Genomic DNA, 24,417 nt, shown 5'->3' on the forward strand with positions numbered 1-24,417 from the left:
TCGGATCAGGGCTTGGCGATGTGCCAGGCGCCGTTGAGGAAACCGTCGCCGGTGGTGTCGCCCGGCTTGGTGTCCTTGGTCCAGGCATACAGCGGCTTGCCCTTGTAGGCCCACTGCTTGGCGCCGTCGTCGCGGGTGATCACGGTCCAGTCGCCGGAGGCCTGCGCGCTCGCCGCGGCGATCAGCGGCGGCCAGTTGGTGGCGCAGGGGCCGTTGCAGGCCGACTTGCCGCCGGCGTCCTTGTCGAAGGTGTAGAGCGTCATGCCCTTGGCGTCGACCAGCGCCTTGCCTTTGGCGGTGTCGGCGACCTTGGCCGGGGCGGCGGCCTGGGCGAACGCCGCGGTGGCGGCGAGCACGAGAGCGGATGCGAGCGTGAGCGTGCGGATCATGTTTCCTCCTTCGGGGTGGGTGGATCCGCAACCAGAGACGCCACCGCGCGGCGGTTATTCCCGAAGGCGCGGTCACGAGCGCGTGAGGACGGGGAGCCTGCTATCGTCGGCTCACCGCCAGCGGCCGACCAGCGCCAGCGCACCCCACGCCCCCAGCAGGGTGGCGGCCATGGTGCCGGCGACCGCGACCGCCATCACCGGACCGCCGGCCGCCGCCAGCGAGGTCGACCCCTCGGTGAACGGCCGCAGCAGCATCGCCATCGCCATGCCGCCGAGCGGGGCGACCAGGAAAGCCCCGGCGAGCGCCACCACGATGCTGACGATCCAGCCCGGCACGCCGCGCTGCTTGGTCCTCGCCTCGTTAATGCCGACAGCCAGCGCGCCGATGAAGACCGCCAGCGCGATCGTCATCGGCCCGCCAACGCTGCTCTGCGGGATCGCGCCGGAGGCTTGCAGAAACAGGATGCCGATCACGGCCATCAGGATGATAGTGGGCATGCGGCGTTTCCCTGTTGCTGAGCGGCGCCGTCAAGCGCGCGGCGCAGCATTGGCATGATCAAGATGGCGGCACGGAGCCGCTTGCGGCGGCGCCCGTCACCTTCCCACTTTGTCCGGCAAAGGGGCTGGCAAGTTCAACGCGCTACGTCGGGATGGATCAACCGCCCTACGGCTGTTTGTCCGGCCGGATCGGCGCTCAGGCCGCGCGCCCCGACCGCGCTGCGGGAAGGTGATCGACCCGGCTGCGGTGTTGCAGCCACAGCAGCGTCGCGCCGAACAACGGGATGATGATGTCGGTGTAGAACACCACGCCGGCGTTACCCGGGGCGAAGTTGTGGTGCGTCACCATCTGATTGATGTGGCCGACGGCGGCGCCGAGCGTGAACAGGCCGGGGCCGACGATCGCAGCGAGGCGAAGATCGAAGCTGCGGAAGGCGGCGAGGAAGCCGACGACGGAGAACCCGAGACTGGCGGTGGCGACTTCGAACTGGAACGGGCTGTCGGCCCAGCCGATGAACGCCGCCGACATCTTGCCGAAGAAGCCGTGCATCACGAAGTTGTAGAAGTAGCAGACGCCGATCGACCAGAACAGGTGCCAGGCCAGCAACCTGTCGATCACGTCCGGGAATCGCAGCGGCTTCGGCGCGCGCGCGATCGCGACCAGCGCGAACAGCAGGCCGATGACGAAGAAGCTCAGGGAAAAGTTCGACAGCACGAACACGATCGTCGCCTTGATCACTTCCGCCATACCTCGTGCTCCGTTCCGTGATGATCTCCGCAGCCATGGAGCTGCAGCGGCGGGATCGGGTCGATGGTAGCACTCATTCGGACCGCAGCAATCAAGCGCAACGCCGTTGGATGATCACGGGGCGAGTGCGCGTTGCTACGCGGGGAACCGTTCGACGTGGAGTTCGGGGAAGACGATTTTTCGCAATGCGGGATTAGGTTCACACGCTGTTTTAAACGCAGTTCGATCAAGACAACCCGGCGGCTTCGTGTCTATAACCGGTGCGCGGCCGTCCGCCCCGGACGGCCGCCAACGACGCCAAGAAACGCAACCAAGAAAAGCCACGAGGAGCACGCCCGCATGCAGACGGCCTACGTCCCCCGCCAGACCCCTTACACGCTCGCGCCCGAAGACGCGCTCAACGATCTGCGGATGAGCGAAGCCGTCCGGCCGCTGTACGATCATGTGAAGAAGTTCATCGCCGAGACCGTCGAGCCGATGCAGCACGAGTTCGAGATCGCCGAGGCGAAGAATCCGAACCGCTGGTCGTTCAGCCAGGAGCAGCTCGATCTGCTCGGCAAGGCCAAGGCGAAGGCCAAGGAAGTCGGGCTGTGGAACTTCTTCCTGCCCGACGCCGAGACTGGCGAGGGCCTCAAGAATCTCGACTACGCCTATATCGCCGCCGAACTCGGCAAGGCGCCGCTCGCTTCCGAAGTGATGAACTGCTCGGCGCCCGACACCGGCAACATGGAAGTGCTGGAGCGCGTCGGCACCCCCGAGCAGAAAGAGAAGTGGCTGAAGCCGCTGCTCAACGGCGAGATCCGTTCGGCCTATGTGATGACCGAGCCGAACGTCGCTTCGTCCGACGCCAAGAACGTCTCGACCTCGGCGGTGCTCGACGGCAACGAGTGGGTGATCAACGGCGAGAAGTACTACATTTCCGGTCTCGGCGATCCGCGCTGCAAGATCATGATCGTGATGGTCAAGACTGATCCGACCGCCGCGCCCAGCAAGCAGCAGTCGCAGATCCTGGTGCCCGTCGACACCCCCGGCGTCGAAGTGCTCGGCCCGATGCACGTGTTCGGCCACGACCATGCGCCGCGCGGTCACATGCATATGCGCTTCAACAATGTCCGGGTGCCGAAGGAGAACATCCTGCTCGGCGAGGGCCGCGGCTTCGAGATCTCACAGCTCCGGCTCGGCCCGGGCCGCATCCATCACTGCATGCGCACCATCGGCAAGGCCGAGAAGGCGCTCGATCTGATGGTGGCGCGCGGCCTGACGCGCGAGGCGTTCGGCAAGAAGATCGCGCATCTCGGCGGCAATCTGCAGATCATCGCGCAGGCGCGCTGCGAGATCGAAGCGATGCGGCTGATGGTGCTGAAGGCCGCCAAAGCGATGGACGTGCTCGGCAACAAGGAAGCGCGGGTCTGGGTCAGCATGGTCAAGGCGATGGTGCCGGAGCGCGCCTGCAAGATCATCGACCAGGCGATCCAGATGCACGGCGCCACCGGCATCTCGCAGTGGACCCCGCTCGCCGAAATGTACACCGACGTCCGTCACCTCCGCTTCGCCGACGGTCCGGACGAAGTGCACTGGATGGTGGTCGGCCGCCACGAGCTGACGCTGTAAGCAATAAGTTCAGCGTGACGACATCAGGGCCGGGGGCGTCGCCTCCGGCCTTGTTACTTGCGCGATGCCCGGCCGACGCCGGCATTCGGTTCAGCGAAACTTGTTCTTCGCCTTCTTCTTGAACGGCGGGTTCTTGGCCGACGGATCGGCGCGGCGGGCCTTGCTGACATAGGCCGGCTTGTCGTCGTGCGACTTGGACTTCTTTTTGAAGCCGTCCTTCTTGAAGCCGTCCTTCTTGAAACCGTCTTTCTTGAAGCTCTCGCTCTTGTGGCCGTTCTTGGCGGGAGGGAAGCCTGCCTCCTTGAGGCGCGCTTCCTTGCTTCGCGGCGGGCGCGGATCGTCGAGTGCCGCATCGACCATCGGCGACCACGAATCCGGCCGCTTGCTGCGGCGGGTCTCGCGCTGCGACTTGGTCCCCTCGCGTGGCTTGCCCGGGGGCCGGTCATCGCGCGGCAGGATCGGCTTGGCGCCGATCAGCGGCTCGATGCGGATGTTGTCGTCGTGATCGGGCCGCTTGATCTGCGCGGCGAATGCGTCCGCGGCGGCGGACGAGATCTCGAATTCGGTGGTGGTGTCGAGGATGCGGATCGCGCCGATGTCCTGCCTCGTGATGCCGCCGCGGCGACAGATCATCGGCAGCAGCCAGCGCGCCTCGGCGTTCTTGCGCTTGCCGATCGCGGCGCGAAACCACACGCCACCGGTGATCGCGTGTTTCTCGCCGGCCTTGGCCGAGCGTGGCCGCGGTGCCTTGTCGCGCGGCTCGTGCTCGCGCGGCGCGCGCGGGGATTTGCCGGGCCGCTCGTCGCGGCCGCGGGCCGGGCGCTCGCCGGGATCGAGAATGTCCTCCGGCGCCGGCATCCGGGCCCGCACCATCCTGGCCAGCGCCACCGCGATCTGCTCGGCCGAACGTTCGGCGAGCAGCGCCTGCGCCAGCACCTGGTCTTCCGGCGTCGGCTCCTCGGTGAACAGCGGGTCCTGCAGCATGCGCTGCTGATCCAGGCTGCGGATCTCGTCGGCCTGCGGCGCGGTGCCCCAGTTCGCCTCGATGCCGGCGAGCTGCAGCAGCAGCTCGGCGCGCCGCCGCCGCGCCGGCGGAACCAGCAACACGCTGATGCCCTTGTTGCCGGCCCGCCCGGTGCGCCCCGAGCGATGCTGCATCACTTCGGCGTCGTTCGGCAGTTCGGCGTGGATGACGAGGCCGAGATTGGGCAGATCGATGCCGCGCGCCGCGACGTCGGTGGCGACGCAGACCCGGGCGCGGCCGTCGCGCAGCGCGTTGAGCGCGCCGGTGCGTTCGTTCTGGGTTAGCTCGCCGGACAGCGCCACCACCGCGAAGCCGCGCTCGAGCAGCGCGGTCTGGAGATGATTGACCGCGCTGCGGGTGTTGCAGAACACGATCGCGGTCGGGGATTCGATGTAGCGCAGCACGTTGACGACGGCGTGCTCGACGTCGCTCGGCGCGATCCGGATGGCGCGATACTCGATGTCGGCGTGGCCGCCTTCGGCGCCTTCGACCTCGATCCGCATCGCGTCGTGCTGATAGGTCTTGGCCAGCGCGATGATGCCGCGCGGCAGCGTCGCCGAGAACAGCAGGGTGCGGCGGGTCTCGGGGGTGGTTTCGAGGATGAACTCCATGTCCTCGCGGAAGCCGAGATCGAGCATCTCGTCGGCCTCGTCCAGCACCACGGCCTTGAGCTGCGAGACGTCGAGCCGGTTGCGGCGCAGATGGTCGCACAGCCGCCCCGGCGTGCCGACCACGATGTGGGCGCCCTCCGCCAGCTCGCGCTGCTCGCGCCGCGGGTCCATGCCGCCGACGCAGGAGACGATGCGGGCGCCGGCGTGGCGATACAGCCAGCTCAGCTCGCGGTGCACCTGCAGCGCCAGCTCACGGGTCGGCGCCACGATCAGCGCCAGCGGCGCGGCGGCGGGGGCGAACTGCTCGGCATCGCCGAGAAGATCGCGCGCGATTGCGAGGCCGTAGGCCACGGTCTTGCCGGAGCCGGTCTGCGCCGACACCAAAAGGTCGCGGCCGATCGTGTCCGGCGCCAGCACCGCGCTCTGCACCGGCGTCGCCTGGAGATAATTACGCTCCGCCAAAGCTCGGGCGAGCGGCGGGGGACTGGTCGGAAATGTCACGAACGACGACCTTCTGGGCGATCACGCCGAATGGGAAAATCCCGACTGGCTCTTCTGTGCGAGCCTTCGAACGATGCGCCGCCGCGCGCGGCGGGCAATGACGGGAGACCGGCACGCTTTAAGCCATGCCGGGCCAAAGCGCCAATCTTTCGTGCGGGTGGAGCCATACCGCTCCAATTGCGACGTTTACGGGGCGTTAACGACACCCCGTGATTGCCCTGGGGGCGTTCAGCAGTTGTTGCCTGTCGTCATGCAACCCATGGTGTAATTCAGTCGCTGGCGCGTCGCGGAGATCGTGACAATGCACAAGAGACGAACCGAGGAAACGGACCACAGCGCGGGATCGCCGGATCAACCGGCGGAGATCGCACGGCTGCAGCGCGAGCTGACCGAAGCCAGGCAATCGCTGGACACGTTGTATGCGGCACTCGACAACGTCGACGCCGGGCTGCTGATCCTGAATGAAGAGCTGCGCGCCGTTTACAGCAATCCGGTGCTGCACGTGATGTTCAGGGCCAACAGCGCCGAGGAGATCCGGCAGAACCGGCCGCTCTATGCCGAGATGCTGGCGGCCTCCGCGCAGGCGGTCGCGGTCGATCTCGACGATTACGTGGCGCGGCGGCTGGCCTGGGTGCAGTCCGGCGATCCGAAGCCGATGGATCTGGCGATGACCGACGGCAAAGCGCTACGCTGCCATCTCGCGGTGCTGCCCGGCGGCGGCCGGATGCTGATCTACAGCGACGTCACCGACATCGTGCGCAACGCCGAGGAGCTGGAACGGCTGGCGACCACCGACGGCATGACCGGGGTGTATAACCGCCGTCACTTCCTGACGCTGGCCGACCGCGAATGGTCGCGCGCCCGCCGCTACGGGCGGCCGATGTCGTTCCTGATGATCGACATCGATTACTTCAAAGCGATCAACGACAGCTTCGGTCATCAGGTCGGCGACGAGATGATCGTGCACCTTTCGAACCTGGCGCGCGACTGCAAGCGGGATTGCGACGTGCTGGCGCGGCTCGGCGGCGAGGAGTTCGCGCTGCTGTTGCCGGAGACCGACCTGGCGCAGGCGGAAATCGTCGCCGAACGGCTGCGCCGCGAGGTTGCCGCCAACGCCCTGGTGGTGGCGTCGCACGCGATTCCCGCCACGGTGAGCATCGGCGTCGCCACCGCACTGCCGGGGATGAAAGACGTCTCCGACCTGATGAAGGCCGCCGACCAGGCGCTGTACGACGCCAAACACGCCGGCCGCAACCGCGTGATCTGCCGCGCCTGCCACGATCCGGCGCCGAGTTTGGTACCGGGTCTCACGCCTCTGCCCACAGCGGTGGCGGTGGGGTGAGGTGGCATTAGCCACGGTTTCCGGACGAAGCCTCGGACAAACAGGTGGCGCTACTGATTGGCGGCGATCGCGATCTGGGGCTGGCTGCGCCAGCTCAGGCCGCCGGCAGTCTGGGCGCTCGCCAGAAACGCCACGGTCGCGAGGACGGCGAGAAGATATCTTCCGAATTCGGACATCATCGCGGTTCCCGGTCGGTCCCGCCGCGATATTCCCGGTTTATGGTTAATGGCCGGCTAACGTCGGCGCGTCCGGTCAGGCCGGCTGACCGATCGTCACGTTCAGCGTTCCGATCCGGTCGACGCCGCAGGCGATGGTGTCCCCGGGCGACAGCGCCGCGACGCCGGCCGGGGTGCCGGTCATGATGATGTCGCCGGCGGCGAGTTCGACCTGCGCGGACAATTTGGCGATGATCTCCGGGACGTTCCAGATCATCTCCGACAGATCGCCGGCCTGCCGCTCGGTGCCGTTGACCGACAGCCAGATCCTGCCGGTGGCCGGATGGCCGATCTCGGAGGCCGGGCGCAGGGCGCCGCACGGCGCGGAGGCGTCGAACGACTTGCCGATCTCCCAGGGCTGCTCCTTTTTGCGCGAGGCGATCTGCAGGTCGCGGCGGGTGAGGTCGACGCCGACCGCATAGCCCCAGACGTGATCCAGCGCCTTGTCCACCGGAATGTTCAGCCCGCCGCTGTTCAGCGCGACGATCAGCTCGACCTCGTGATGCAGATCCTTGGTCAGCGGCGGATACGGGATGGTGGCCCCGTCGGCCGCGACCATGTCGGGGTGCTTGGCGAAGAAGAACGGCGGCTGGCGTTCGTCATTGCCCATCTCGCGGACGTGCTCCAGATAGTTGCGGCCGACGCACCAGATCCGGCGCACCGGAAAGCGGTCGCTGGTCCCGGCGACGGCGAGGGCGGGCTGCGGCGGCGGGGCGATCACGAAACCAGCATTGCTCATGAATGTCTTTCGCAAGCTAAGGGGGCGATGAGAGAGGTGCGGTGGGATCAGGTCCGATCAGGCTAGGCGCTGGCGGCGGCCGGCGCCAGCGGTGCGGCGTGGCGCTGCTGCAGCCGGAAGAACGAGGCGTAGCGGCCGCCGCGGCGCAGCAGGTCGTCATGCCGGCCCTGTTCGACGATCTCTCCGGCCTCGACCACCAGGATGGAGTCGGCGTGCATGATGGTGTGCAGCCGGTGCGCGATCACGATGGTGGTGCGGCCGCGGGCGAGATGATCGATCGCCTCCTGCACCAGCTTTTCCGATTCCGAATCGAGCGCCGCAGTGGCTTCATCGAGCAGCACGATCGGCGCGTCGCGCAGCAGCGCGCGGGCGACCGCGATGCGCTGGCGCTGACCGCCGGACAGTTGCGCGCCATGTTCGCCGACCGGGGTGTCGTAGCCGAGCGGGAAGCTCATGATGAAGTCGTGCGCGCAGGCGGCCTTCGCGGCGGCGATGATTTCGTCCTCGGTGGCGCCGAGCTTGCCGAACGCGATGTTGGCGCGGACGGTGTCACGGAACAGATAGACGTCCTGGCCGACATAGGCGGTCTGCTGCCGCAGCGACTCGCGCGAGACGTTCGCGGTCGACTGTCCGTCGATCCGGATTTCGCCGGATTGCACTTCGTACAGCCGCAGCAGCAGCGCCAGCACTGTCGACTTGCCGCCGCCGGACGGGCCGACCAGCGCGGTCATCTTGCCGGGCTCGGCGACGAAGCTCATGCGGTTGAGCACCGGCTCGTCGGGCCGATAGGCGAACGAGACGTGATCGAATTCGACCCGCGCCTCGCTGAGCTGCAGCTCAGGTTTGTGGCCGTCGGCGGGCTCGCTCGGCGGGCTGTCGATCACCTCGAGCAGCATCCGCGCGCCGACCAGGCCGCTGTTGAGGTCGATGTTGAGCCGCGCCAGCCGCTTCGCCGGCTCGTAGGCGAGCAGGAATGCGGTCAGGAACGAGAAGAACTCGCCGGGCGTCGCGCCGGTCGCGACCACGCGATAGCCGCCATACATCAGCGACGCCGCCACCGCGAAGCCGCCGAGCGTCTCCATCAGCGGGCTGGCGCGGTTCGACACCCGCGCCATCTTGTCGGCATTGGCCTGCACCGCGGCGATGTTGGCGTCGATCCGGTCGCTCATGGTCTTTTCGAGCGAGAACGCCTTCACGGTGCGGATGCCCTGCAGCGATTCCTGCATCGTCTCGAGGATCTGGGCGTTGCCGGTGAACTGCGTCAGCGCCAGCCCCTTCACCCGCTTCACCAGCTTGCGCACCACGAACGCCGCGGGCGGTGCGATCAGGAGCCCGAACAGCGCCATGAACGGATCCTGGATCAGCATCACGGTGACCAGGCCGATCAGCGACAACAGATCGCGGCCGATCGCGTTGATCAGCAGGTTCAGCACTTCGGTGACCGAATTGGCGCCGGCGGTGAGGCGGGCGAGGAATTCCGAGGAGTGCCGCTTGGCGAAGAAGCCGATGCTCTCGTTCATCAGCTTGTGGAACATCCGCCGCTGATTGTTGGCCAGAATCGCGTTCTTGATCTGGGTGAGGATCACCGACTGGCCGTAGGTCGCCGCGCCCTTCAGGCTGAACACCACCAGGGTGACGATCGACCAGAACATGATGCCCTGCAGATCGCGATCGACATAGGCTTGGTTGATCACCTTGCCGAGCAGATAGGCGGAGCCGGAAGTCGCGGCGGCGGCGATCGCCATCAGCCCGAACGCCAGCGCATAGCGCCGCCAATAGGCTGCGGCCTGTTCCATCACCAGGCGGCGGATGAGCTGCCACGCGCCATACGGGTCGTCAGTGATCTTGCGTGGGGCTTCAGTCATTCCCGCGTTCCATCGACGGCGTCGAACCAGGGTCGCGCGCGAGGAAGGCGTGCGTCTCGGCGGAGTCCTTGCCCCCGCTGGACCGGATTTTCAAGCCAAAACGGTGGAACCAGCGCCGCAATCAGGCCGGAATGGCTTGCAATTCAAACGCTTGGCGCTGGCGCAACAGCTTTTCCTCCCACGCCAAAGCGTGCGCCGCGATGCTGTCGAGGTTGTCGTAACGCGGCGTCCAGTCCAGCGTGCGGCGGATCCGGCCGGTGTCGGCTACCATCGTCATGATGTCGCCCGGCCGGCGCGGCGCCGCGGCGACCGCGAAATTGCGGCCCGCGACGCGCTTCACCGCATCGATGGTTTCGAACACCGAATAGCCGTGGCCGTAGCCGCAGTTCAGCGTCACCGGCCCGCCGCCGGCGCGCAAGTAACCGAGCGCGGCGCCATGGGCCTCGGCGAGGTCGGCGACGTGAATGAAATCGCGGATGCAACTGCCGTCCGGCGTCGGATAGTCGGTGCCGTAGACGTCGATCCGGCTGCGCTGCCCGGTCGCGGCTTCGACCGCGATCTTGAGCAGATGCGTGGCGCCGACGGTGGCGAGCCCGAGCCGGCCCTGCGGATCGGCGCCGGCGACGTTGAAGTAGCGCAGCGCCACGTAGTTGAGGCCGTAAGCTTCCGCCGCGTCGTGCAGCATGATCTCGGTCATCAGCTTGGAGCGGCCGTAAGGAGACAGCGGCCGCGTCGGCGCGTCTTCGTCGACCGGAATGCGGTCGGGGTTGCCGTACACCGCCGCGGTCGAGGAGAAGATGAAATTCTTCACGCCGCGCCGCACGGCGGCGCTGAGCAGATTGCGCGAGGTCGAGGTGTTGTTGCGATAATAGCCGAGCGGGTCGCGCATGGAATCCGACACGACCACCGAGCCGGCGAAATGGATGATGGCGTCGACATGATGCGAGGCGATCACGCCGTCGACCAGGTTTTCGTCGCCGGCATCGCCGATGAACAGCGGCACGCCCTCGGGCACGAACTGCGAAAAGCCGGTGGAGAGATTGTCGATCACCACCACGCTTTCGCCGGCCTCGACCAGGGCCAGAACCGTGTGGCTTCCGATGTAACCGGCGCCGCCGGTGACGAGTACGGTCATCGTGATTTCCGTCCAAGCTGCTGGTTCGTCTCGCGCATTTGCGCCAGCCTGTCGACAAACAATGGAATTGCGGTATAGCGGGGCCGCTTCAGGGACGAATTGCCAGCGTTTTTGCCGGGGATTCGACTCTATGGTTGTCAATCCTGTAACGAGGACCGCGCAATTGCGGGCCTTTTGCGTCAATGTCGGACATCCTCATCATCAAGACGTCTTCGCTCGGCGACGTGGTGCACCAGATGCCCGCGATCGCCGACGCCGCGCACGCGCTGCCGGGCCTGCGCATCAGCTGGGTGGTGGAGGAGGCGTTCGCGCCGCTCGCACGGCTGCATCCGTCCGTCGCCGAGGTGATCCCGGTGGCGACGCGGCGCTGGCGGTCGCATCTGGCGAGCCGCGCCACCTGGCGTGAGATCGGCGATTTCAACACGCGATTGCGTGAGCCCGAATTCGACAAGGTGATCGACACCCAGGGCTTGATCCGTTCGGCGGTGATCGCCCGGCTCGCGCAGGGCGAGCGCCACGGTTACGACGCGCAGAGCATTCGCGAGCCCTTCGCGTCGCGGTTCTACCAGTTCCGCCACAGCGTCAGCCGCTCGCTGCACGCGGTCACGCGCAATCGAACGCTCACCGGCCTGTCGCTCGGCTATCAGCCGGCGGACGAGATCGACTACGGGCTGATCAAGCCGGCGCGCAGCGACGATGCGGCTTACGCGCTGCTGCTGCACGGCACTTCGCGGGTGTCGAAGGAATGGCGCGCCGAAGACTGGATCGAAGCCGGGCGCTGGCTGCAGGGCCGCGGGTTGCAACCGGTGCTGCCGTGGGGCACCGACACCGAGCGGCTGACGGCCGAGCGGCTGTCGAATGCGATCCCCGGCAGCCGCGTGTTGCCGCGTCAGCCGCTCGATCTGACCGCGGGCGTGATCGCCGGCGCCGCGGTGGTGATCGGCGTCGATACCGGCCTGCTGCATCTGGCCGCCGCCTATCGGGTGCCGCTGGTCGGGATCTATGTGGCGACCGATCCGGGACTGACCGGCCCGGTCGGCAGCGGTCCGCTGCGGGTGCTCGGCGGAAAGAGCGGCGGCCCGTCGGCGCAGCAGGCGATCGAGGCGGCGGAGCAACTACTCGGTTAGTTGGATGCCGCGGCGCGCTGCATCTCGATCAGCACCTGCTTGACGAAGCCGTCGATGTCTTCGCCTTCGAAACGAAAACCGGGAATGCCGGCAGCCTGCGCGGCCTCGATATCGCTTGCGCTGTCGCCGATCACGAAGCTGCGTGTCATGTCCACCGGCCAGGCCTTGGCCAGATCCAGGATCATGCCGGGCCCCGGCTTGCGGTGCTCGCAGGCCAGCCGATAGGCGTCGATCGTTCCGTCGACATGATGCGGGCAGAACCGGACGTCGTCGATCCGCGCACCCTGCGCATTCAGCTCTTCCAGCATCCAGCGATGCAGAGCGCGGACGTCGTCCTCGCCGAACATGCCGCGGGCGACGCCGGACTGGTTGGTGATGATGAAGACGTAGTAGCCGGCCGCATTGAGCTGCCGGATCGCCGCGGCGATCCCCGGCATCCAGCGCAGGCGGTCGCGCGTGCCGACATAGTGATCGTTGTAGTTGATGACGCCGTCGCGATCGAGAAAGGCGGCGGGACGGCGCGGCCCCGGCGCTGTCATGGCGACGGCGCACCGAGCGCGACCTCGATCTCGTCGCAGATCGCATGCGCGGCCATCAGATGGATCTGCTGAACCAGCGCGGTTTCGGGCCCCGGCGCGATCAGGAGATGATCGCACAGCGCGCTCATAGAGCCGCCGCTCGGGCCGGTCATGCCGACGGTAACGAGGCCGCGTTGACGCGCCACCTCGAGCGCCGCGAGGATATTCGGCGAGCGGCCGGAGGTGGTGATGCCGATGAAGACATCGCCGGGCTGGCCCAGCCCTTCGACCTGCCGGGCGAACACCCGCTCGAAGCCGTAGTCGTTGGCGATCGCAGTGAGCGCCGAGGTGTCGGTGGTCAGCGCAACCGCTGGCCAGGCCGCGCGCTCGCGCTTGTAGCGGCCGATGATCTCGGCGGCGATGTGCTGGGCGTCGGCAGCACTGCCGCCATTGCCGGCGAGCAGAATCTTGCGGCCCTGGCGCAGCGCCGTGATCGAAGCTGCGGCGATCGCACGCGATGCTTCCAGCAGCGCTGCGTCGCTGGCCGCAGCCGTCATGGCCGCAAGCGAATGCTGGAAATGGGCGGCGATCTTGTCCTGGCTCACGTCACACCTGAAGGCTGAAACTCACGGTCCTGGTAAAGCGCAGGGCCGAAGCCGGCGCAAGCCGCGCCTGTTCAGATCGCCGGGGCGATGCCCGCGGCCTGCAGCGCGCGCAACGCCGCGGTGGTGACGTCCTCGACGGCGATGTCGCGCATGCAGCGGTGGTGCTGCATCCGGCAGATCGGCTTGTGGCAGGGCCGGCAGGGGATATCCCCGGGCGCCTGGATCACGGTCTCGATCGGATTGAGCGGAGCGTAGTGCCAAGGGCTGGTCGGCCCGAAAATCCCGATGGTCCGGCTGCCGATCGCCGCCGAGACGTGGAGCAGGCCGGAATCGTTGGAAATCACCAGATCGGCCGCCGCCAGCGCCAGGATGCCGTTGCGAAGGTCGGTGCCGGTGAGGTCGCGGACCTGCGCGCCGCCGGCCGCGACGATCTCCTGCGCCTTGGCGGTTTCACCGGGACCGCCGACCACCCAGACCTCGAAGCCGCGCTCGGCCAGCGCCTTGCCGGCCTCGACATAGTAGCTCCAGCGTTTCGCCGGCCCGACGGCGCCGGGCGCGAGCGCCACCACGGTCCGGCCGTGCAGGCCGTTGGCCTGCCGCCACGCCGCAATCTCGGTCTGCGGCACCTGAAGCTGCGGCTCCGGCCAGTCCAGCGGCAGCTCGGGCAGCGGCGGCAGCGCCAGCGCGGCGCAGCGGTCGATCATCCGCGGCAGCGCCTTCTCGCCGCGCCGCCAGTCATTGAGCAGGCCGAACCGGACTTCGCCGATGAAGCCGGTGCGTTTCGGGATGCCGGCAAGCCAGGGTGCGATGGTCGATTTGAAGGTGCGCGGCATCACCACCGATGCGCCGTAGCCCTCCTGCCGCAGCCTGGCCGCCAGCGCGCGTTCCTGGGACAGCGAGATCTTGCTGCGCGGCAGATCCCAGACGATGCCCTGGCGCACCCCGGGCATATAGTCGACCAGCGGCGCGCACAGCGTCGTGGTGAGGACGTCGACCGGCCGGTTCGGCCAGCGATCCTTCAACACCCGCACCACGGTGTGGCAGCGCACGAAATCGCCGATCCACATATACGGGACCAGCAGCACCGGGCTGGTCTCTTCGCGGTCGGGCGCCGTCGTCAGGCTGACTTTGAGTGATTCGTAATTCATCGCTTGTTCTGACCTGCCGTGCCGGGCAGGGGTAATCGGCACAGCCGGTTAGCGCCTGTCGCGGTCCGCGTCCAGCCGACATTTCGCGTCTCAGAGGCGCTCCATGCACAGCGATCCCGGGTTGAAGTTGCCTGCCAGGGCGGAGTGGGGCAAAGGTGGCGGCGCAAATCGAGGCGGAGAAGTCATGCTGCTGGTCACCGGGGGCGCCGGGTTCATCGGATCGAATCTGGTCGCGGCGCTGAACGACGCCGGCCGGGCCGACGTGGCGGTGTCCGACTTTCTCGGCCATGACGGCAAATGGAAGAACCTCGCCAAGCGGCAGCTCGCCGATTTCGTGCCGCCCGCGGAACTCGCCGACTGGCTGAAAGGCCGCAAGCTCGACGCCGTGTTCCACATGGGTGCGATCTCCGCCACGACCGCCACCGACGGCGATCTGGTGATGGAAAACAACTTCCGGCTGTCGCTGCGGCTGCTCGACTGGTGCACCGAGACCGGCACGCCGCTGATCTACGCCTCGTCGGCGGCGACCTATGGCGACGGCGAACACGGCTTCGACGACGACTTCTCGCTGCCCGCGCTGAAGCAACTGCGGCCGATGAACCTGTACGGCTGGAGCAAGCATCTGTTCGACCTGGTGGTCGCCGAACGCCTCGCCAAGGGCGACAGGCTGCCGCCGCAATGGGCGGGGCTGAAGTTCTTCAACGTGTTCGGCCCGAACGAGTACCACAAGGACACGATGGCCAGCGTGCTGGCGCGGCGGTTCGACGACATCAAGTCCGGCCGGGTGGTGCAATTGTTCAAGTCGCATCGCGACGGCATCGCCGACGGCGACCAGCGCCGTGACTTCATCTATGTCGACGACGTGGTGCGGGTGATGATGTGGCTGTTCGCTTCGCCCAGCGTCAGTGGCATCTTCAATGTCGGCACCAGCCATGCCCGCAGCTTCCGCGACCTGATCCTGGCGGCTTATGCCGCGCTCGGCACGCCGGCGCAGATCGAGTACATCGATATGCCGGAGCAGATTCGCGGCAGCTATCAGTACTTCACTCAGAGCGAAGGCGACCGGCTGCGCGCGGCGGGCTATAACGGCGGCTTCACGCCGCTGGAAGAAGCGGTCGCGTCTTACGTCACTGGTTACCTCGACCGGAGCGATCGTTTCCGCTGATCGCGCGCAACCATTTGGATTTGGATGTTGAGCTTCGACGCCCTGCTGCAAGCCATCGCCCGCCAGACCGTGCTGTGCATCGGCGATCTGATGCTCGACGAATTCGTCTACGGCGAGGTGTCGCGGATCTCGCCGGAGGCGCCGGCACCGGTGATCGCGGTTCAGCGCAGCGAAACCAATATCGGCGGCGCCGGCAACGTGGCCCGCAACATCGCGGCGATCGGCGCGCGCTGCATCTTCGTCGGCCTGGTCGGTGACGATGCTACCGGTAGAATGCTTGCCGCCGAACTCGGAAGCGAGCCGAAGATCGAGCCGGTGCTGGTGCGCGATCCCTCGCGGCCGACGACCCGCAAGGTGCGGTTCGTGTCCGAGCATTTCTCCACTCACATGCTGCGCGCCGATTGGGAGATCGCAGCGGCCGCGACCGGCGAGGTCGAACAGCGGCTGCTCGATGCGATCCTGCCGCAGCTCGCACGCGCCGATATCGTGCTGCTGTCGGACTACGCCAAAGGCGTGCTGACCGCGCGAGTCATTCGCGAAACCATCGATGCCGCCAACAAACTCGGCAAGCGGGTGATCGTCGATCCGAAAAGCGCCAACTTCGCGATCTATCGCGGCGCCACGCTGCTGACGCCGAACCGCAAGGAATTCGCCGCGGCGACGCGGAGCGCCGCAGCGACCGATGACGAGATCGCCGCGGCGGCCCAGGACGCGATGACACTGGCGGAATGCGAGGCGATGCTGGTCACCAAGAGCGAGCACGGAATGACGCTGGTGCCGCGCGGGGGCGAGCCGATCCACGTCCCGGCGCTGCCGGTGAAGGTGCGCGACGTCTCCGGCGCGGGCGATACCGTCGCCGCGGTACTGGCGGTGGTGCTGGCGTCGGGCGCGGATTGGGCCGCGGCGATGCGGGCGGCCAGTGCCGCCGCGGCGGTGGCGGTCAGCAAGAGCGGCACCGCGGTGGTGACGCCGAGCGAATTGCGCCGGCGCATCCTGCCGCATGCCGAGCTTGCCGCCGAAGACAAGATCATCGCCAGCGACGCCGATCTGGATGCACGGCTCAAGGAATGGCGGCGGGAGGGCCTGCGGGTCGGCTTCACCAACGGCTGCTTCGACATCCTGCACCCCGGCCACGTCAAGGTGCTGACCGCGGCGCGCGGCGCCTGCGACCGGCTGATCGTGGGACTCAACAGCGACGCGTCGGTGCGGCGGCTGAAGGGCGAGAGCCGGCCGGTGCAGAACGAACGAGCCCGCGCCGAGGTGCTGGCCGCGCTGGAGGCGGTCGACCTGGTGGCGATCTTTGAAGAAGATACCCCGATCCGGCTGATCACCCGGATCGAGCCGAGCGTCCTGGTCAAGGGCGGCGACTACACCCGCGAGCAGGTGGTCGGCCACGAGATCGTCGCGGCGAAGGGCGGCGAAGTGCTGCTGGTTGATGTTCTGCCTGGTTTCAGTACCACCTCGCTGGTGGCGCGAGCGCGCGAGGGGCAGTCCTGATCATGCGCGGGATTGGCGACCACCGCGGGCGGGGGCAATCTTGACGCCGATCTCGTCATTCACCTACCGCAACTGGCTGATCGCGGTTCACGATCTGCTGGCCACCACGATCGCGGTGCTGCTCAGCTTCTATCTGCGGTTCGACGGCGACAATCTGCTGGACCGGCTGCCGCTGCTGCTGAAGATCCTGCCCTACTTCGTCGTCTTCAGCTTCTTCGTCTGCTACCTGTTTCAGCTCACCACCACCAAGTGGCGGTTCATTTCGGTCCCGGACCTGCTCAACATCCTGCGCGCCGCCAGCGTCCTGACGATCGCACTGCTGGTGTTGGACTACGTCTTTCTGGCGCCGAACATGTACGGGACGTTCTTCCTCGGCAAGATGACGATCGTCCTGTATTGGTTCCTGGAAGTGTTCTTTCTCGCCGGCTCGCGGCTCGCCTACCGATACTTCCGCTACACCCGCACCCGCAACAAGGCGCGCCGGATGGATGCGGCGCCGACCCTGCTGATCGGTCGTGCCGCCGACGCCGAAGTGTTTCTGCGCGGTGTCGAGAGCGGCGCGGTACAGCGGCTGTGGCCGGTGGGCATCCTGTCGCCGGCGCAGTCGGATCGCGGCCAAACCATCCGCGGCATCCCGGTGCTCGGCAGCACCGACGACCTGCACAACGTCGTCGCCGACTTCGCGCATCGAAACAGACCGATCGAACGGGCGGTGATGACGCCGTCGGCGTTCGAGGCCGATGCCCAGCCGGAAGCGGTGCTGATGCGCGCCCGCAAGCTCGGCCTGACGGTGAGCCGGCTGCCGTCGCTCGAGGAGAGCCGCGATACGCCGCGTCTGGCGCCGGTGGCGGTGGAAGACCTGCTGCTGCGGCCGAGCGTGAAGATCGACTATGGCAGGCTCGAAGGGCTGCTGACGGGCAAGTCGATCGTCGTGACCGGGGGAGGCGGTTCGATCGGCTTCGAGATGTGCGACCGGGTCTCGACCTTCGGCGCGGCACGACTGCTGGTAATCGAGAACTCGGAGCCGGCATTGTACGCGGCGATCGAGAAGCTGTCGGCCAAGGTCAGCAAGACCAGGATCGAAGGGCGGATCGCGGACATCCGCGATCGCGAGCGGATCTTCGAACTGGTCTGCGCATTCAAGCCGGACCTGGTGTTCCACGCCGCCGCGCTGAAGCATGTGCCGATCCTCGAACGTGACTGGGGCGAGGGCGTCAAGACCAATATCTTCGGCTCGGTCAACGTCGCCGACGCGGCGAAGGCCGCCGGGGCCGAGGCGATGGTGATGATCTCGACCGACAAGGCGATCGAGCCGGTGTCGATGCTCGGTCTCACCAAGCGGTTCGCCGAACTGTATTGCCAGGCGCTCGACCGCGAACTCGCCGTGTCCGCCAGCGACAAACCGCCGATGCGGCTGATCTCGGTGCGGTTCGGCAACGTGCTGGCGTCGAACGGTTCGGTGGTGCCGAAGTTCAAGGCGCAGATCGAGGCCGGGGGACCGGTGACGGTGACGCACCCGGATATGGTGCGCTACTTCATGACGATCCGCGAAGCCTGCGATCTGGTGATTACCGCCGCGACCCATGCGCTGAGTTCGCAGCATACGGACGCCTCGGTGTTCGTGCTGAGCATGGGGCAGCCGGTGCGGATCGTCGACCTCGCCGAACGGATGATCCGACTGTCCGGGCTGCAGCCGGGCTACGACATCGAAATCGTGTTCACCGGCGTCCGTCCTGGGGAGCGGCTGCACGAGATCCTGTTCGCCGAGCACGAACCGTCGAGCGAGATCGGCATTCCCGGCATCGTGGCCGCGCGCCCGCACGAGCTGCCGTTGCCGACGCTGCGGCAAGGCCTCGCCGCGCTCGATGCGGCGATCGCGGCAGGACACCATGATGAGGTGGTGGCGATCCTGAAAAGCGCCGTCCCGGAATTCCGGATCGAAGCTGCGGCTCCGGCCCCGGCGCCAGCTGCGCAGCGCAGCCTGCAATAGCCGTTCAGATACGCGGCCGGGCGAATCGTCTCAGGACGACGGCGACCAGCACGCTGCCGATACCGAGCAGCAGGATGTCGACCACCGTCGACCGCAGCGCGATCGACGCGCCCGCCAGCGCCGCGAGCGCAAGATTGAGAAGGCACACCTGTCCGACCACCTCGCGCACCGGGAAGCCGTTATCGGTCGCCCGCTGATAGAAGTGCGAGCGATGCGCCATCCAGAACCGCTCCCGCCGCAGCATTCGCCGCAGCAGCGTCAGGGTGCTGTCGGCGAGATAGTACAACGGCAGCAGCAGCGCGGCGGCGGAATGCCCTTGCAGCGCGAGCTGCAGCAGACACCAGCCGAGCAGCAGCCCGATCGGCAGGCTGCCGACATCGCCGAGAAACACCTTCGCGGCGCCCGGCCGGTTGAACGGCGCGAAACCAAGCATCGCTCCGCCGAGCGCCGCCGCAAGCAGCGCCGGTGATTCCGACAGCGCGCCGATCAGTCCGAACACCACCAGCGCGAGCGTCACCGGCAACGTCTCGGCGACCGTCATCCAATCGAGCCCGTCCATGAAATTGACGAGGTTGACGAACCAGAGCCCGCCGATCAGCAGCGCTGCGCGCTCCAGCCAAAGCGGCAGAGCCGGGATGATCTGCTGGTCCGAAGGCAGCGTCAGCACCACGGCGCCGACACACAGCGCCTGCAGAGCGAAGCGGGGCAGCACCGGGATCGGCCGGATGTCGTCGACCGCGCCGACGATCCCGATCACGATCGTTGCGGCGAACAACGGCAGCAGAGCCTGCAGCGCGGGGGCGGTCGGGCCGAGCGCACAGGTGGCGACGACCAGCGTTGCGCCGATCACGGCGATGCCGGCGCCCTGCGGGGTCGGCACCTTGTGCGACGAGCGCGCATTGGGACGGGCCAGCGCGTATCGCCGCAGCAGCGGCATCAGCGCCCAGGTCAGGAAGGCGCCGAGAATGACGGCGCTCAGCGCCGCGATCATCGATGCGAAGCCGATGGCCGGATTCATCCGCGCCAGCCCGACCGGACGGTCGCGACATCGACCATGGCTGAATTCATCAGGCTACTCCGGCACCGTGATCTCTGCGTCTCCCTTGGCCGCCTTCTCGGCGCTGAAGATCCAGACCAGGCCGCCGAACCCGCCCAAAAGGAAGTACACTGCTCCGAACAGCAACGAGACGGCGACGCCGTCACCGGCGTCGAGGCCGGCATAGCCGAACGCCAACCCCATGCTGGCCTCCCGAACGCCCCAGCCCGCGATCGAAATCGGGATCATCGTGATCAGCATGGTCGGGGGAACGAGAAACAGCAGCTGCGTGAAATCGGTCGGCGACGCGATCGCGCGCGCGACGCACCAGGCGACCACGACTGCCAGGACGTGAATCGACAGCGAGATCAGCGCCAGCCATGGACCGCTCCGGCTGCGAAACAGCAAGTCGCTGGCGATCTGCGAGCAGGTGTGGAAATGGCGGGTCGCCCAGATCCGGGTCAGCAGGTCGAACGGCAGCAGATGCAGCGCCAGAAATACCACGCCCGCGCCGAGCGCGACGGCATCGATCAGCACCAGCCCGAGCCGTCCCTCTGGATTGCCGATCAGCGTCAACGACCAAGGAAGGGTGCACATGATCAGCACCGCCAGCGCGATGAGACCGATCGCGCGGTCGACGAAGACCGAATAGGCGGCGGTCCGCCATCCGGCTCCGGCGCGGGCCACCAGCCACAGCCGCATCGCATCGCCGCCGATGGCCGATGGCAGGGTCTGGTTGAAGAACGCGCCGATCATATTGTAGCGGAACGCCTGCGGCAGACCGAGCGGTGCGCCGCTGCCCGCACTGATCGTCCGCCAACGCAACGTGCCGACGAAAACCTGAAACAGGGCAACCGCCAGGGCCAGCGCCAGCCATCCGATGCTGGCGGCGTCGATCCGGGCGGCGAGCGCGGCGAAGTCGGCTTTGCGGAGCGCGAAATACAACAGCGCCGCCGACACCAGAATTTTGGCCGCTGAGAATACAATCCGGCGCATGGGGGTCGCAGAACAGAGGTTAACAGATCGTCAAGAACGAGCGACGCGCCCGACCATCGCGAAAGCCGCCGCCTTGGTAGGGACTTGCTCTCGATCTGGCAAGAGCGTGGCGGTTCCGCTTGCCGCTGGTGTCGGGGGCTGGCTAAACAGGCGCGCGGCGGTTCGCGAAGGGTGGGCGGGAACGACATGTCAGAACAAGCGATCCTGGTCACGGGAGCGGCCGGCTTTATCGGCTATCACGTCGCCCGTGAACTGCTGGAGGCTGGCCGCTCCGTCGTCGGTCTCGACAGCCTCAACCCCTATTACGATCCCGCGTTGAAGCAGGCCCGGCTCGATCTGCTGACGCCCCGTTCTCGCTTCAGCTTCGTGCACGGCGACCTCGCCGACCGGTCGGCGACGGCGGAGCTGTTCGCGACACACCGTTTTCCAGTCGTCATTCATCTGGCCGCCCAGGCCGGGGTGCGGCATTCGCTCAGTCACCCCCACGACTATGCCGACTGCAACCTCGAGGGTTTCCTCAACGTGCTGGAAGGGTGCCGGCACCATGGCTGCGAGCACCTGATCTACGCGTCGTCGTCGTCGGTGTATGGCGCCAACACCAAGCTGCCGTTCGCGGTGGACGATCCGACCGACCATCCGATCAGCCTGTATGCGGCGACCAAGAAGGCCAACGAACTGATGGCGCACTGCTACAGCCATCTGTACCGGCTGCCGACCACCGGTCTGCGGTTCTTCACCATCTATGGACCATGGTACCGGCCGGACATGGCGCTGTATCTGTTCGCCAAGGCGATCACCGAAGGGCGCCCGATCAAGCTGTTCAACCACGGCCAGATGCGGCGGGACTTCACCTATATCGACGACGTCACCCAGGTTGTGACCCGGCTGATCGACCTGATTCCGGCCGGCCGCGCCGGCGAGGCGGGCGGGGCGCCGGCTCGGATCTACAATGTCGGCAATCACAGTCCGGAAGAGCTGATGCATGTGGTGGCGCTGCTCGAAAGCGAGCTCGGGCGCGCGGCGATCAAGGAGATGCTGCCGATGCAGCCCGGCGACGTGCCGGCGACCTTTGCGGATGTCGAGGGGCTGATGCGGGACGTCGGGTTCCGGCCCTCGACGCCGATCGCCGACGGCATCCATGCGTTTGCCGACTGGTTTCGCCGCTACCACGGGGTGTAGCTTGCTGCGTCTAACTCGCAACTCCGCGGGTTGGTGTAATCAATTGAATCAAAACGTGTTTGGGAAAGTTTCCCGAAAGTTCGCCACATCTGTGGCCGCATGGTAGGAAGCCGCACCTTCAATTTCCCAAGGCGCGATGCCATGACGTCCAGCACTGAACCGGCCAAAACCCCCTCGCTCAGGATCGGCGTGATCGGCGCCGGGGTGATGGGCACGAACCATGGTCGTGTGCTTGCTGGGCTGCCGGGCGTGACGCTGGTCGGCATCGTCGATCCGCTGCCGGAGCACCGCGACCGTGCGATCGAGCTGATCGGCTGCAAGACCTTCGCAACGCTGGATGAATTGCTGCTCGCCGGGGTCGACGCGGTGACCATCGCGGCGCCCACCCATCTGCATCACGAGGTGGCGCTGACCTGCATCGGTCGCGGTATCCATGTGCTGGTCGAGAAGCCGATCGCCTCGACGGTGGCCGAGGGCCGCGAGATCGTCGCCGCCGCCAAGAAGGCCGGCGTCACCCTGATGGTCGGCCATGTCGAACGCTTCAATCCGGCGGTCGCGGCGATCAAGCAGGCGATTCGCGACGAGGACATCCTGTCGATCGGCATCACCCGGGTCGGCCCGTTCCCGCCGCGGATGTCGAACGTCGGCGTGGTGATCGACCTCGCGGTGCACGATATCGACCTGATCCGCTGGTTCACCGATTCCGAAATCACCGAGGTGCAGCCGCAGCTCTCCAGCGCGATCGCCGAGCGCGAGGACATCGCGCTGCTGCAGTTCCGCACCGCCTCGGGTGTGCTCGCCCACATCAACACCAACTGGCTGACGCCGTTCAAGGCGCGCACCGTGACGGTCGCGACCCGCGGCAAATATGTGATGGGCGACCTGCTCACCCGCCAGGTCACCGAGTGCTTCGGCTTCAAGGCCGACGGCAGCTATTCGATGCGGCACCTGCCGGTCGGCCACGACGAGCCGCTGCGTGCCGAGCTGATCGCCTTCGTCAATGCGGTGCGCAGCAACGGCACCCCCGCCGTCAGCGGCGAGGAGGGCGTCGCCAGCCTGGAAATCGCGATCCAGTGCCTCGAACAACCCGCCCGTCCCGCAGCGAGCGCCGCCGCCGCGCCGCGTCGCGCCGCCGGCTAGGCCGCAGCAGTCCCGCTCCGCCGTCGCACAGATCTTCCATCGAACCCCGTCAGGCCCATGAACCAGCATCTTCGCAACGACCCTGTGCCCTTCATCGACGTCGGCGCGCAACGTCGCAGGTTGGGAGCCGGCATCGATGAAGCGGTCGGCAAGGTGCTGAACCACTGCCAGTTCCTCAACGGTCCGGAAGTGATCGAACTGGAGGCGAAGCTTGCCGCCTTCGCCGGCGCCCGCCACGTCGTGACCTGCTCCAGCGGCACCGACGCGCTGCTGATGGTGCTGATGGCCAAGGGCATCGGTCCCGGCGACGCCGTGCTGTGCCCCTCTTTCACCTTCTGCGCGACCGGCGAAGCGGTGGCGCTGACCGGCGCGACGCCGCTGTTCGTCGACGTCGACGAGGTTACCTTCAACATCGATATCGCGTCGCTGAAGCGGGGCATCGGCACCGCCAAGAAGCTCGGGCTGAAGCCGCGCGCGATCATTCCGGTCGACCTGTTCGGCCAGGCCGCCGACCACACTGCGGTCGGTGCCGTCGCGGCGGATGAAGGGCTGTTTGTGCTCGACGATGCGGCGCAGGGCTTCGGCGCCAGCCATCGCGGTAAGAAGCTCGGCAGCTTCGGCCTCGCCACCGCCACCAGCTTCTTCCCGGCCAAGCCGCTCGGCTGCTTCGGCGATGGCGGCGCGATCTTCACCGACGATTCCGAGTTCGCCGAGGCGCTGAAGAGCGTCCGCGTCCACGGCCAGGGCAGCGACAAATACGACAACGTCCGGCTCGGTCTCACCGGCCGGCTCGACACCATCCAGGCGGCGATCCTGCTGCAGAAGCTGACGATCTTCGAAGACGAGATCGCGGCGCGCAACGTCGTCGCCGCGCGCTATTCGGCAGCGCTCGCCGATGTCGTCACCGTTCCGCGGCTTGCCGAGGATTGCACCTCGGTGTGGGCGCAGTACACCATCCGGTTGCCGCACGGCGTCGATCGCGACGGTTTTGCGGCGGCGCTGAAGGCGCAGGGCATTCCGACCGCGATCTACTATCCGAAGTCGATGCATCAGCAGACCGCGTATCGCGGCTTCCCGGTCGCCGACGGCGGCCTGCCGGTGTGCGAGCGGCTGTCGCGCGACGTCATCAGCCTGCCAATGCACGCCTATCTCGACGCGCCGACCCAGGACCGTGTGATCCAGGCGGTACGCGGCGCGGTGGGGCGGTAACCACCGCCGTTCGTGTCGTCGGGCCACTGAGCCTCCTCGTCATTCCGGGGCGCTCGCGACAGCGAGCGAACCCGGAATCTCTGCCTTCGCCACATCGGGATTCCGGGTTCGCGCCCTGACAGGCGCGCC

At 67.1% G+C, this 24,417-nt stretch carries 22 protein-coding genes; 9 read left to right on the forward strand and 13 right to left on the reverse strand.

Annotation, left to right across the window (positions count from 1 at the left end):
• Positions 1–5: 5 nt before the first annotated feature.
• From DWA33_RS05990 to DWA33_RS06000, 3 genes are all read right to left on the reverse strand, one after another.
• Positions 6–389 (reverse strand): COG4315 family predicted lipoprotein, encoded by a 384-nt coding sequence (locus DWA33_RS05990; protein ID WP_114357181.1) that lies wholly within the window; start codon positions 387–389, stop codon positions 6–8.
• A gap of 111 nt (positions 390–500) precedes the next feature.
• The gene (locus DWA33_RS05995; protein ID WP_114357182.1) at positions 501–887 is read right to left on the reverse strand and encodes a hypothetical protein; all 387 of its coding nucleotides are present in this window, start codon (positions 885–887) and stop codon (positions 501–503) included.
• A 196-nt stretch (positions 888–1,083) separates the two neighbouring features.
• A complete protein-coding gene (locus DWA33_RS06000) occupies positions 1,084–1,635 on the reverse strand; it encodes a DUF6790 family protein (protein ID WP_114357183.1) in 552 nt (183 codons plus the stop codon).
• 339 nt (positions 1,636–1,974) lie between these two features.
• Here DWA33_RS06000 and DWA33_RS06005 point away from each other — a divergent pair, with 339 nt between their 5' ends.
• Positions 1,975–3,246 (forward strand): acyl-CoA dehydrogenase family protein, encoded by a 1,272-nt coding sequence (locus tag DWA33_RS06005; protein WP_114357184.1) that lies wholly within the window; start codon positions 1,975–1,977, stop codon positions 3,244–3,246.
• Positions 3,247–3,336: 90 nt separating this feature from the next.
• Here the strand turns inward: DWA33_RS06005 and DWA33_RS06010 are convergent, their stop codons facing one another.
• Positions 3,337–5,382 (reverse strand): DEAD/DEAH box helicase, encoded by a 2,046-nt coding sequence (locus DWA33_RS06010; RefSeq protein WP_114357185.1) that lies wholly within the window; start codon positions 5,380–5,382, stop codon positions 3,337–3,339.
• 301 nt (positions 5,383–5,683) lie between these two features.
• On the opposite strand from DWA33_RS06010, the gene DWA33_RS06015 reads away from it, so the two are divergent.
• The gene (locus DWA33_RS06015; protein WP_114357186.1) at positions 5,684–6,724 is read left to right on the forward strand and encodes a sensor domain-containing diguanylate cyclase; all 1,041 of its coding nucleotides are present in this window, start codon (positions 5,684–5,686) and stop codon (positions 6,722–6,724) included.
• 50 nt (positions 6,725–6,774) lie between these two features.
• Here the strand turns inward: DWA33_RS06015 and DWA33_RS25580 are convergent, their stop codons facing one another.
• The 4 genes from DWA33_RS25580 to galE form a co-directional block, all read right to left on the reverse strand.
• A complete protein-coding gene (locus DWA33_RS25580; RefSeq protein WP_283808599.1) occupies positions 6,775–6,903 on the reverse strand; it encodes a hypothetical protein in 129 nt (42 codons plus the stop codon).
• A 73-nt stretch (positions 6,904–6,976) separates the two neighbouring features.
• Entirely contained in the window at positions 6,977–7,678 is a 702-nt protein-coding gene (locus DWA33_RS06020) for a fumarylacetoacetate hydrolase family protein (RefSeq protein WP_114357187.1), read from the reverse strand.
• A gap of 62 nt (positions 7,679–7,740) precedes the next feature.
• On the reverse strand, positions 7,741–9,543 hold the full coding sequence (locus DWA33_RS06025; protein WP_114357188.1) for an ABC transporter ATP-binding protein: 1,803 nt from the start codon (positions 9,541–9,543) through the stop codon (positions 7,741–7,743).
• Positions 9,544–9,664: 121 nt separating this feature from the next.
• Positions 9,665–10,678: a UDP-glucose 4-epimerase GalE gene (gene galE, locus DWA33_RS06030; RefSeq protein WP_114357189.1), complete on the reverse strand. Its 1,014-nt coding sequence runs from the start codon at positions 10,676–10,678 to the stop codon at positions 9,665–9,667.
• A gap of 182 nt (positions 10,679–10,860) precedes the next feature.
• Between galE and waaC the strand changes: the two genes are divergently transcribed.
• Entirely contained in the window at positions 10,861–11,805 is a 945-nt protein-coding gene (waaC, locus tag DWA33_RS06035) for a lipopolysaccharide heptosyltransferase I (protein ID WP_114357190.1), read from the forward strand.
• Here the strand turns inward: waaC and DWA33_RS06040 are convergent.
• The 3 genes from DWA33_RS06040 to waaF all read right to left on the reverse strand — a co-directional run bounded on the left by DWA33_RS06040 (position 11,802) and on the right by waaF (position 14,076).
• Positions 11,802–12,344, reverse strand: coding sequence for an HAD family hydrolase (locus tag DWA33_RS06040; RefSeq protein ID WP_114357191.1), 543 nt, complete (start codon positions 12,342–12,344; stop codon positions 11,802–11,804). The two genes, waaC and DWA33_RS06040, sit on opposite strands and share 4 nt — an antisense overlap.
• Positions 12,341–12,928 carry a D-sedoheptulose 7-phosphate isomerase gene (locus DWA33_RS06045; RefSeq protein ID WP_114357192.1) on the reverse strand — a complete coding sequence of 196 codons (588 nt, stop codon included), beginning with the start codon at positions 12,926–12,928 and terminating at the stop codon, positions 12,341–12,343. Before DWA33_RS06045 ends, DWA33_RS06040 begins: the two co-directional genes overlap by 4 nt.
• Before the next feature lie 71 nt (positions 12,929–12,999).
• Positions 13,000–14,076 carry a lipopolysaccharide heptosyltransferase II gene (gene waaF / locus DWA33_RS06050; RefSeq protein ID WP_114357193.1) on the reverse strand — a complete coding sequence of 359 codons (1,077 nt, stop codon included), beginning with the start codon at positions 14,074–14,076 and terminating at the stop codon, positions 13,000–13,002.
• 184 nt (positions 14,077–14,260) lie between these two features.
• Between waaF and rfaD the strand changes: the two genes are divergently transcribed.
• From rfaD to DWA33_RS06065, 3 genes are read left to right on the forward strand one after another with little or no spacing between them, the layout of a single operon-like run.
• Positions 14,261–15,241 carry an ADP-glyceromanno-heptose 6-epimerase gene (gene rfaD / locus DWA33_RS06055; RefSeq protein WP_114357194.1) on the forward strand — a complete coding sequence of 327 codons (981 nt, stop codon included), beginning with the start codon at positions 14,261–14,263 and terminating at the stop codon, positions 15,239–15,241.
• A gap of 24 nt (positions 15,242–15,265) precedes the next feature.
• Positions 15,266–16,738 carry a D-glycero-beta-D-manno-heptose-7-phosphate kinase gene (gene rfaE1, locus DWA33_RS06060; RefSeq protein WP_114357195.1) on the forward strand — a complete coding sequence of 491 codons (1,473 nt, stop codon included), beginning with the start codon at positions 15,266–15,268 and terminating at the stop codon, positions 16,736–16,738.
• 37 nt (positions 16,739–16,775) lie between these two features.
• On the forward strand, positions 16,776–18,728 hold the full coding sequence (locus tag DWA33_RS06065; protein ID WP_114357286.1) for a nucleoside-diphosphate sugar epimerase/dehydratase: 1,953 nt from the start codon (positions 16,776–16,778) through the stop codon (positions 18,726–18,728).
• A 4-nt stretch (positions 18,729–18,732) separates the two neighbouring features.
• Here DWA33_RS06065 and DWA33_RS06070 read toward each other — a convergent pair whose 3' ends face one another.
• Together DWA33_RS06070 and DWA33_RS06075 are read right to left on the reverse strand one after the other, a co-directional pair.
• Complete coding sequence (locus DWA33_RS06070; RefSeq protein ID WP_114357196.1) at positions 18,733–19,746, reverse strand: MraY family glycosyltransferase; 1,014 nt, start codon at positions 19,744–19,746, stop codon at positions 18,733–18,735.
• 54 nt (positions 19,747–19,800) lie between these two features.
• Complete coding sequence (locus DWA33_RS06075) at positions 19,801–20,760, reverse strand: lysylphosphatidylglycerol synthase transmembrane domain-containing protein (protein ID WP_114357197.1); 960 nt, start codon at positions 20,758–20,760, stop codon at positions 19,801–19,803.
• Positions 20,761–20,946: 186 nt separating this feature from the next.
• Between DWA33_RS06075 and DWA33_RS06080 the strand changes: the two genes are divergently transcribed.
• From DWA33_RS06080 to DWA33_RS06090, 3 genes are all read left to right on the forward strand, one after another.
• Positions 20,947–21,939, forward strand: coding sequence for an SDR family NAD(P)-dependent oxidoreductase (locus tag DWA33_RS06080; RefSeq protein WP_114357198.1), 993 nt, complete (start codon positions 20,947–20,949; stop codon positions 21,937–21,939).
• Positions 21,940–22,080: 141 nt separating this feature from the next.
• A complete protein-coding gene (locus DWA33_RS06085; protein WP_114357199.1) occupies positions 22,081–23,079 on the forward strand; it encodes a Gfo/Idh/MocA family protein in 999 nt (332 codons plus the stop codon).
• Positions 23,080–23,136: 57 nt separating this feature from the next.
• Positions 23,137–24,288, forward strand: a complete 1,152-nt coding sequence (locus DWA33_RS06090; RefSeq protein WP_114357200.1) for a DegT/DnrJ/EryC1/StrS family aminotransferase — start codon at positions 23,137–23,139, stop codon at positions 24,286–24,288.
• Positions 24,289–24,417: the final 129 nt, after the last annotated feature.

It is taken from the genome of Rhodopseudomonas pentothenatexigens (assembly GCF_900218015.1).
Classification (GTDB): Bacteria; Pseudomonadota; Alphaproteobacteria; order Rhizobiales; family Xanthobacteraceae; genus Rhodopseudomonas; species Rhodopseudomonas pentothenatexigens.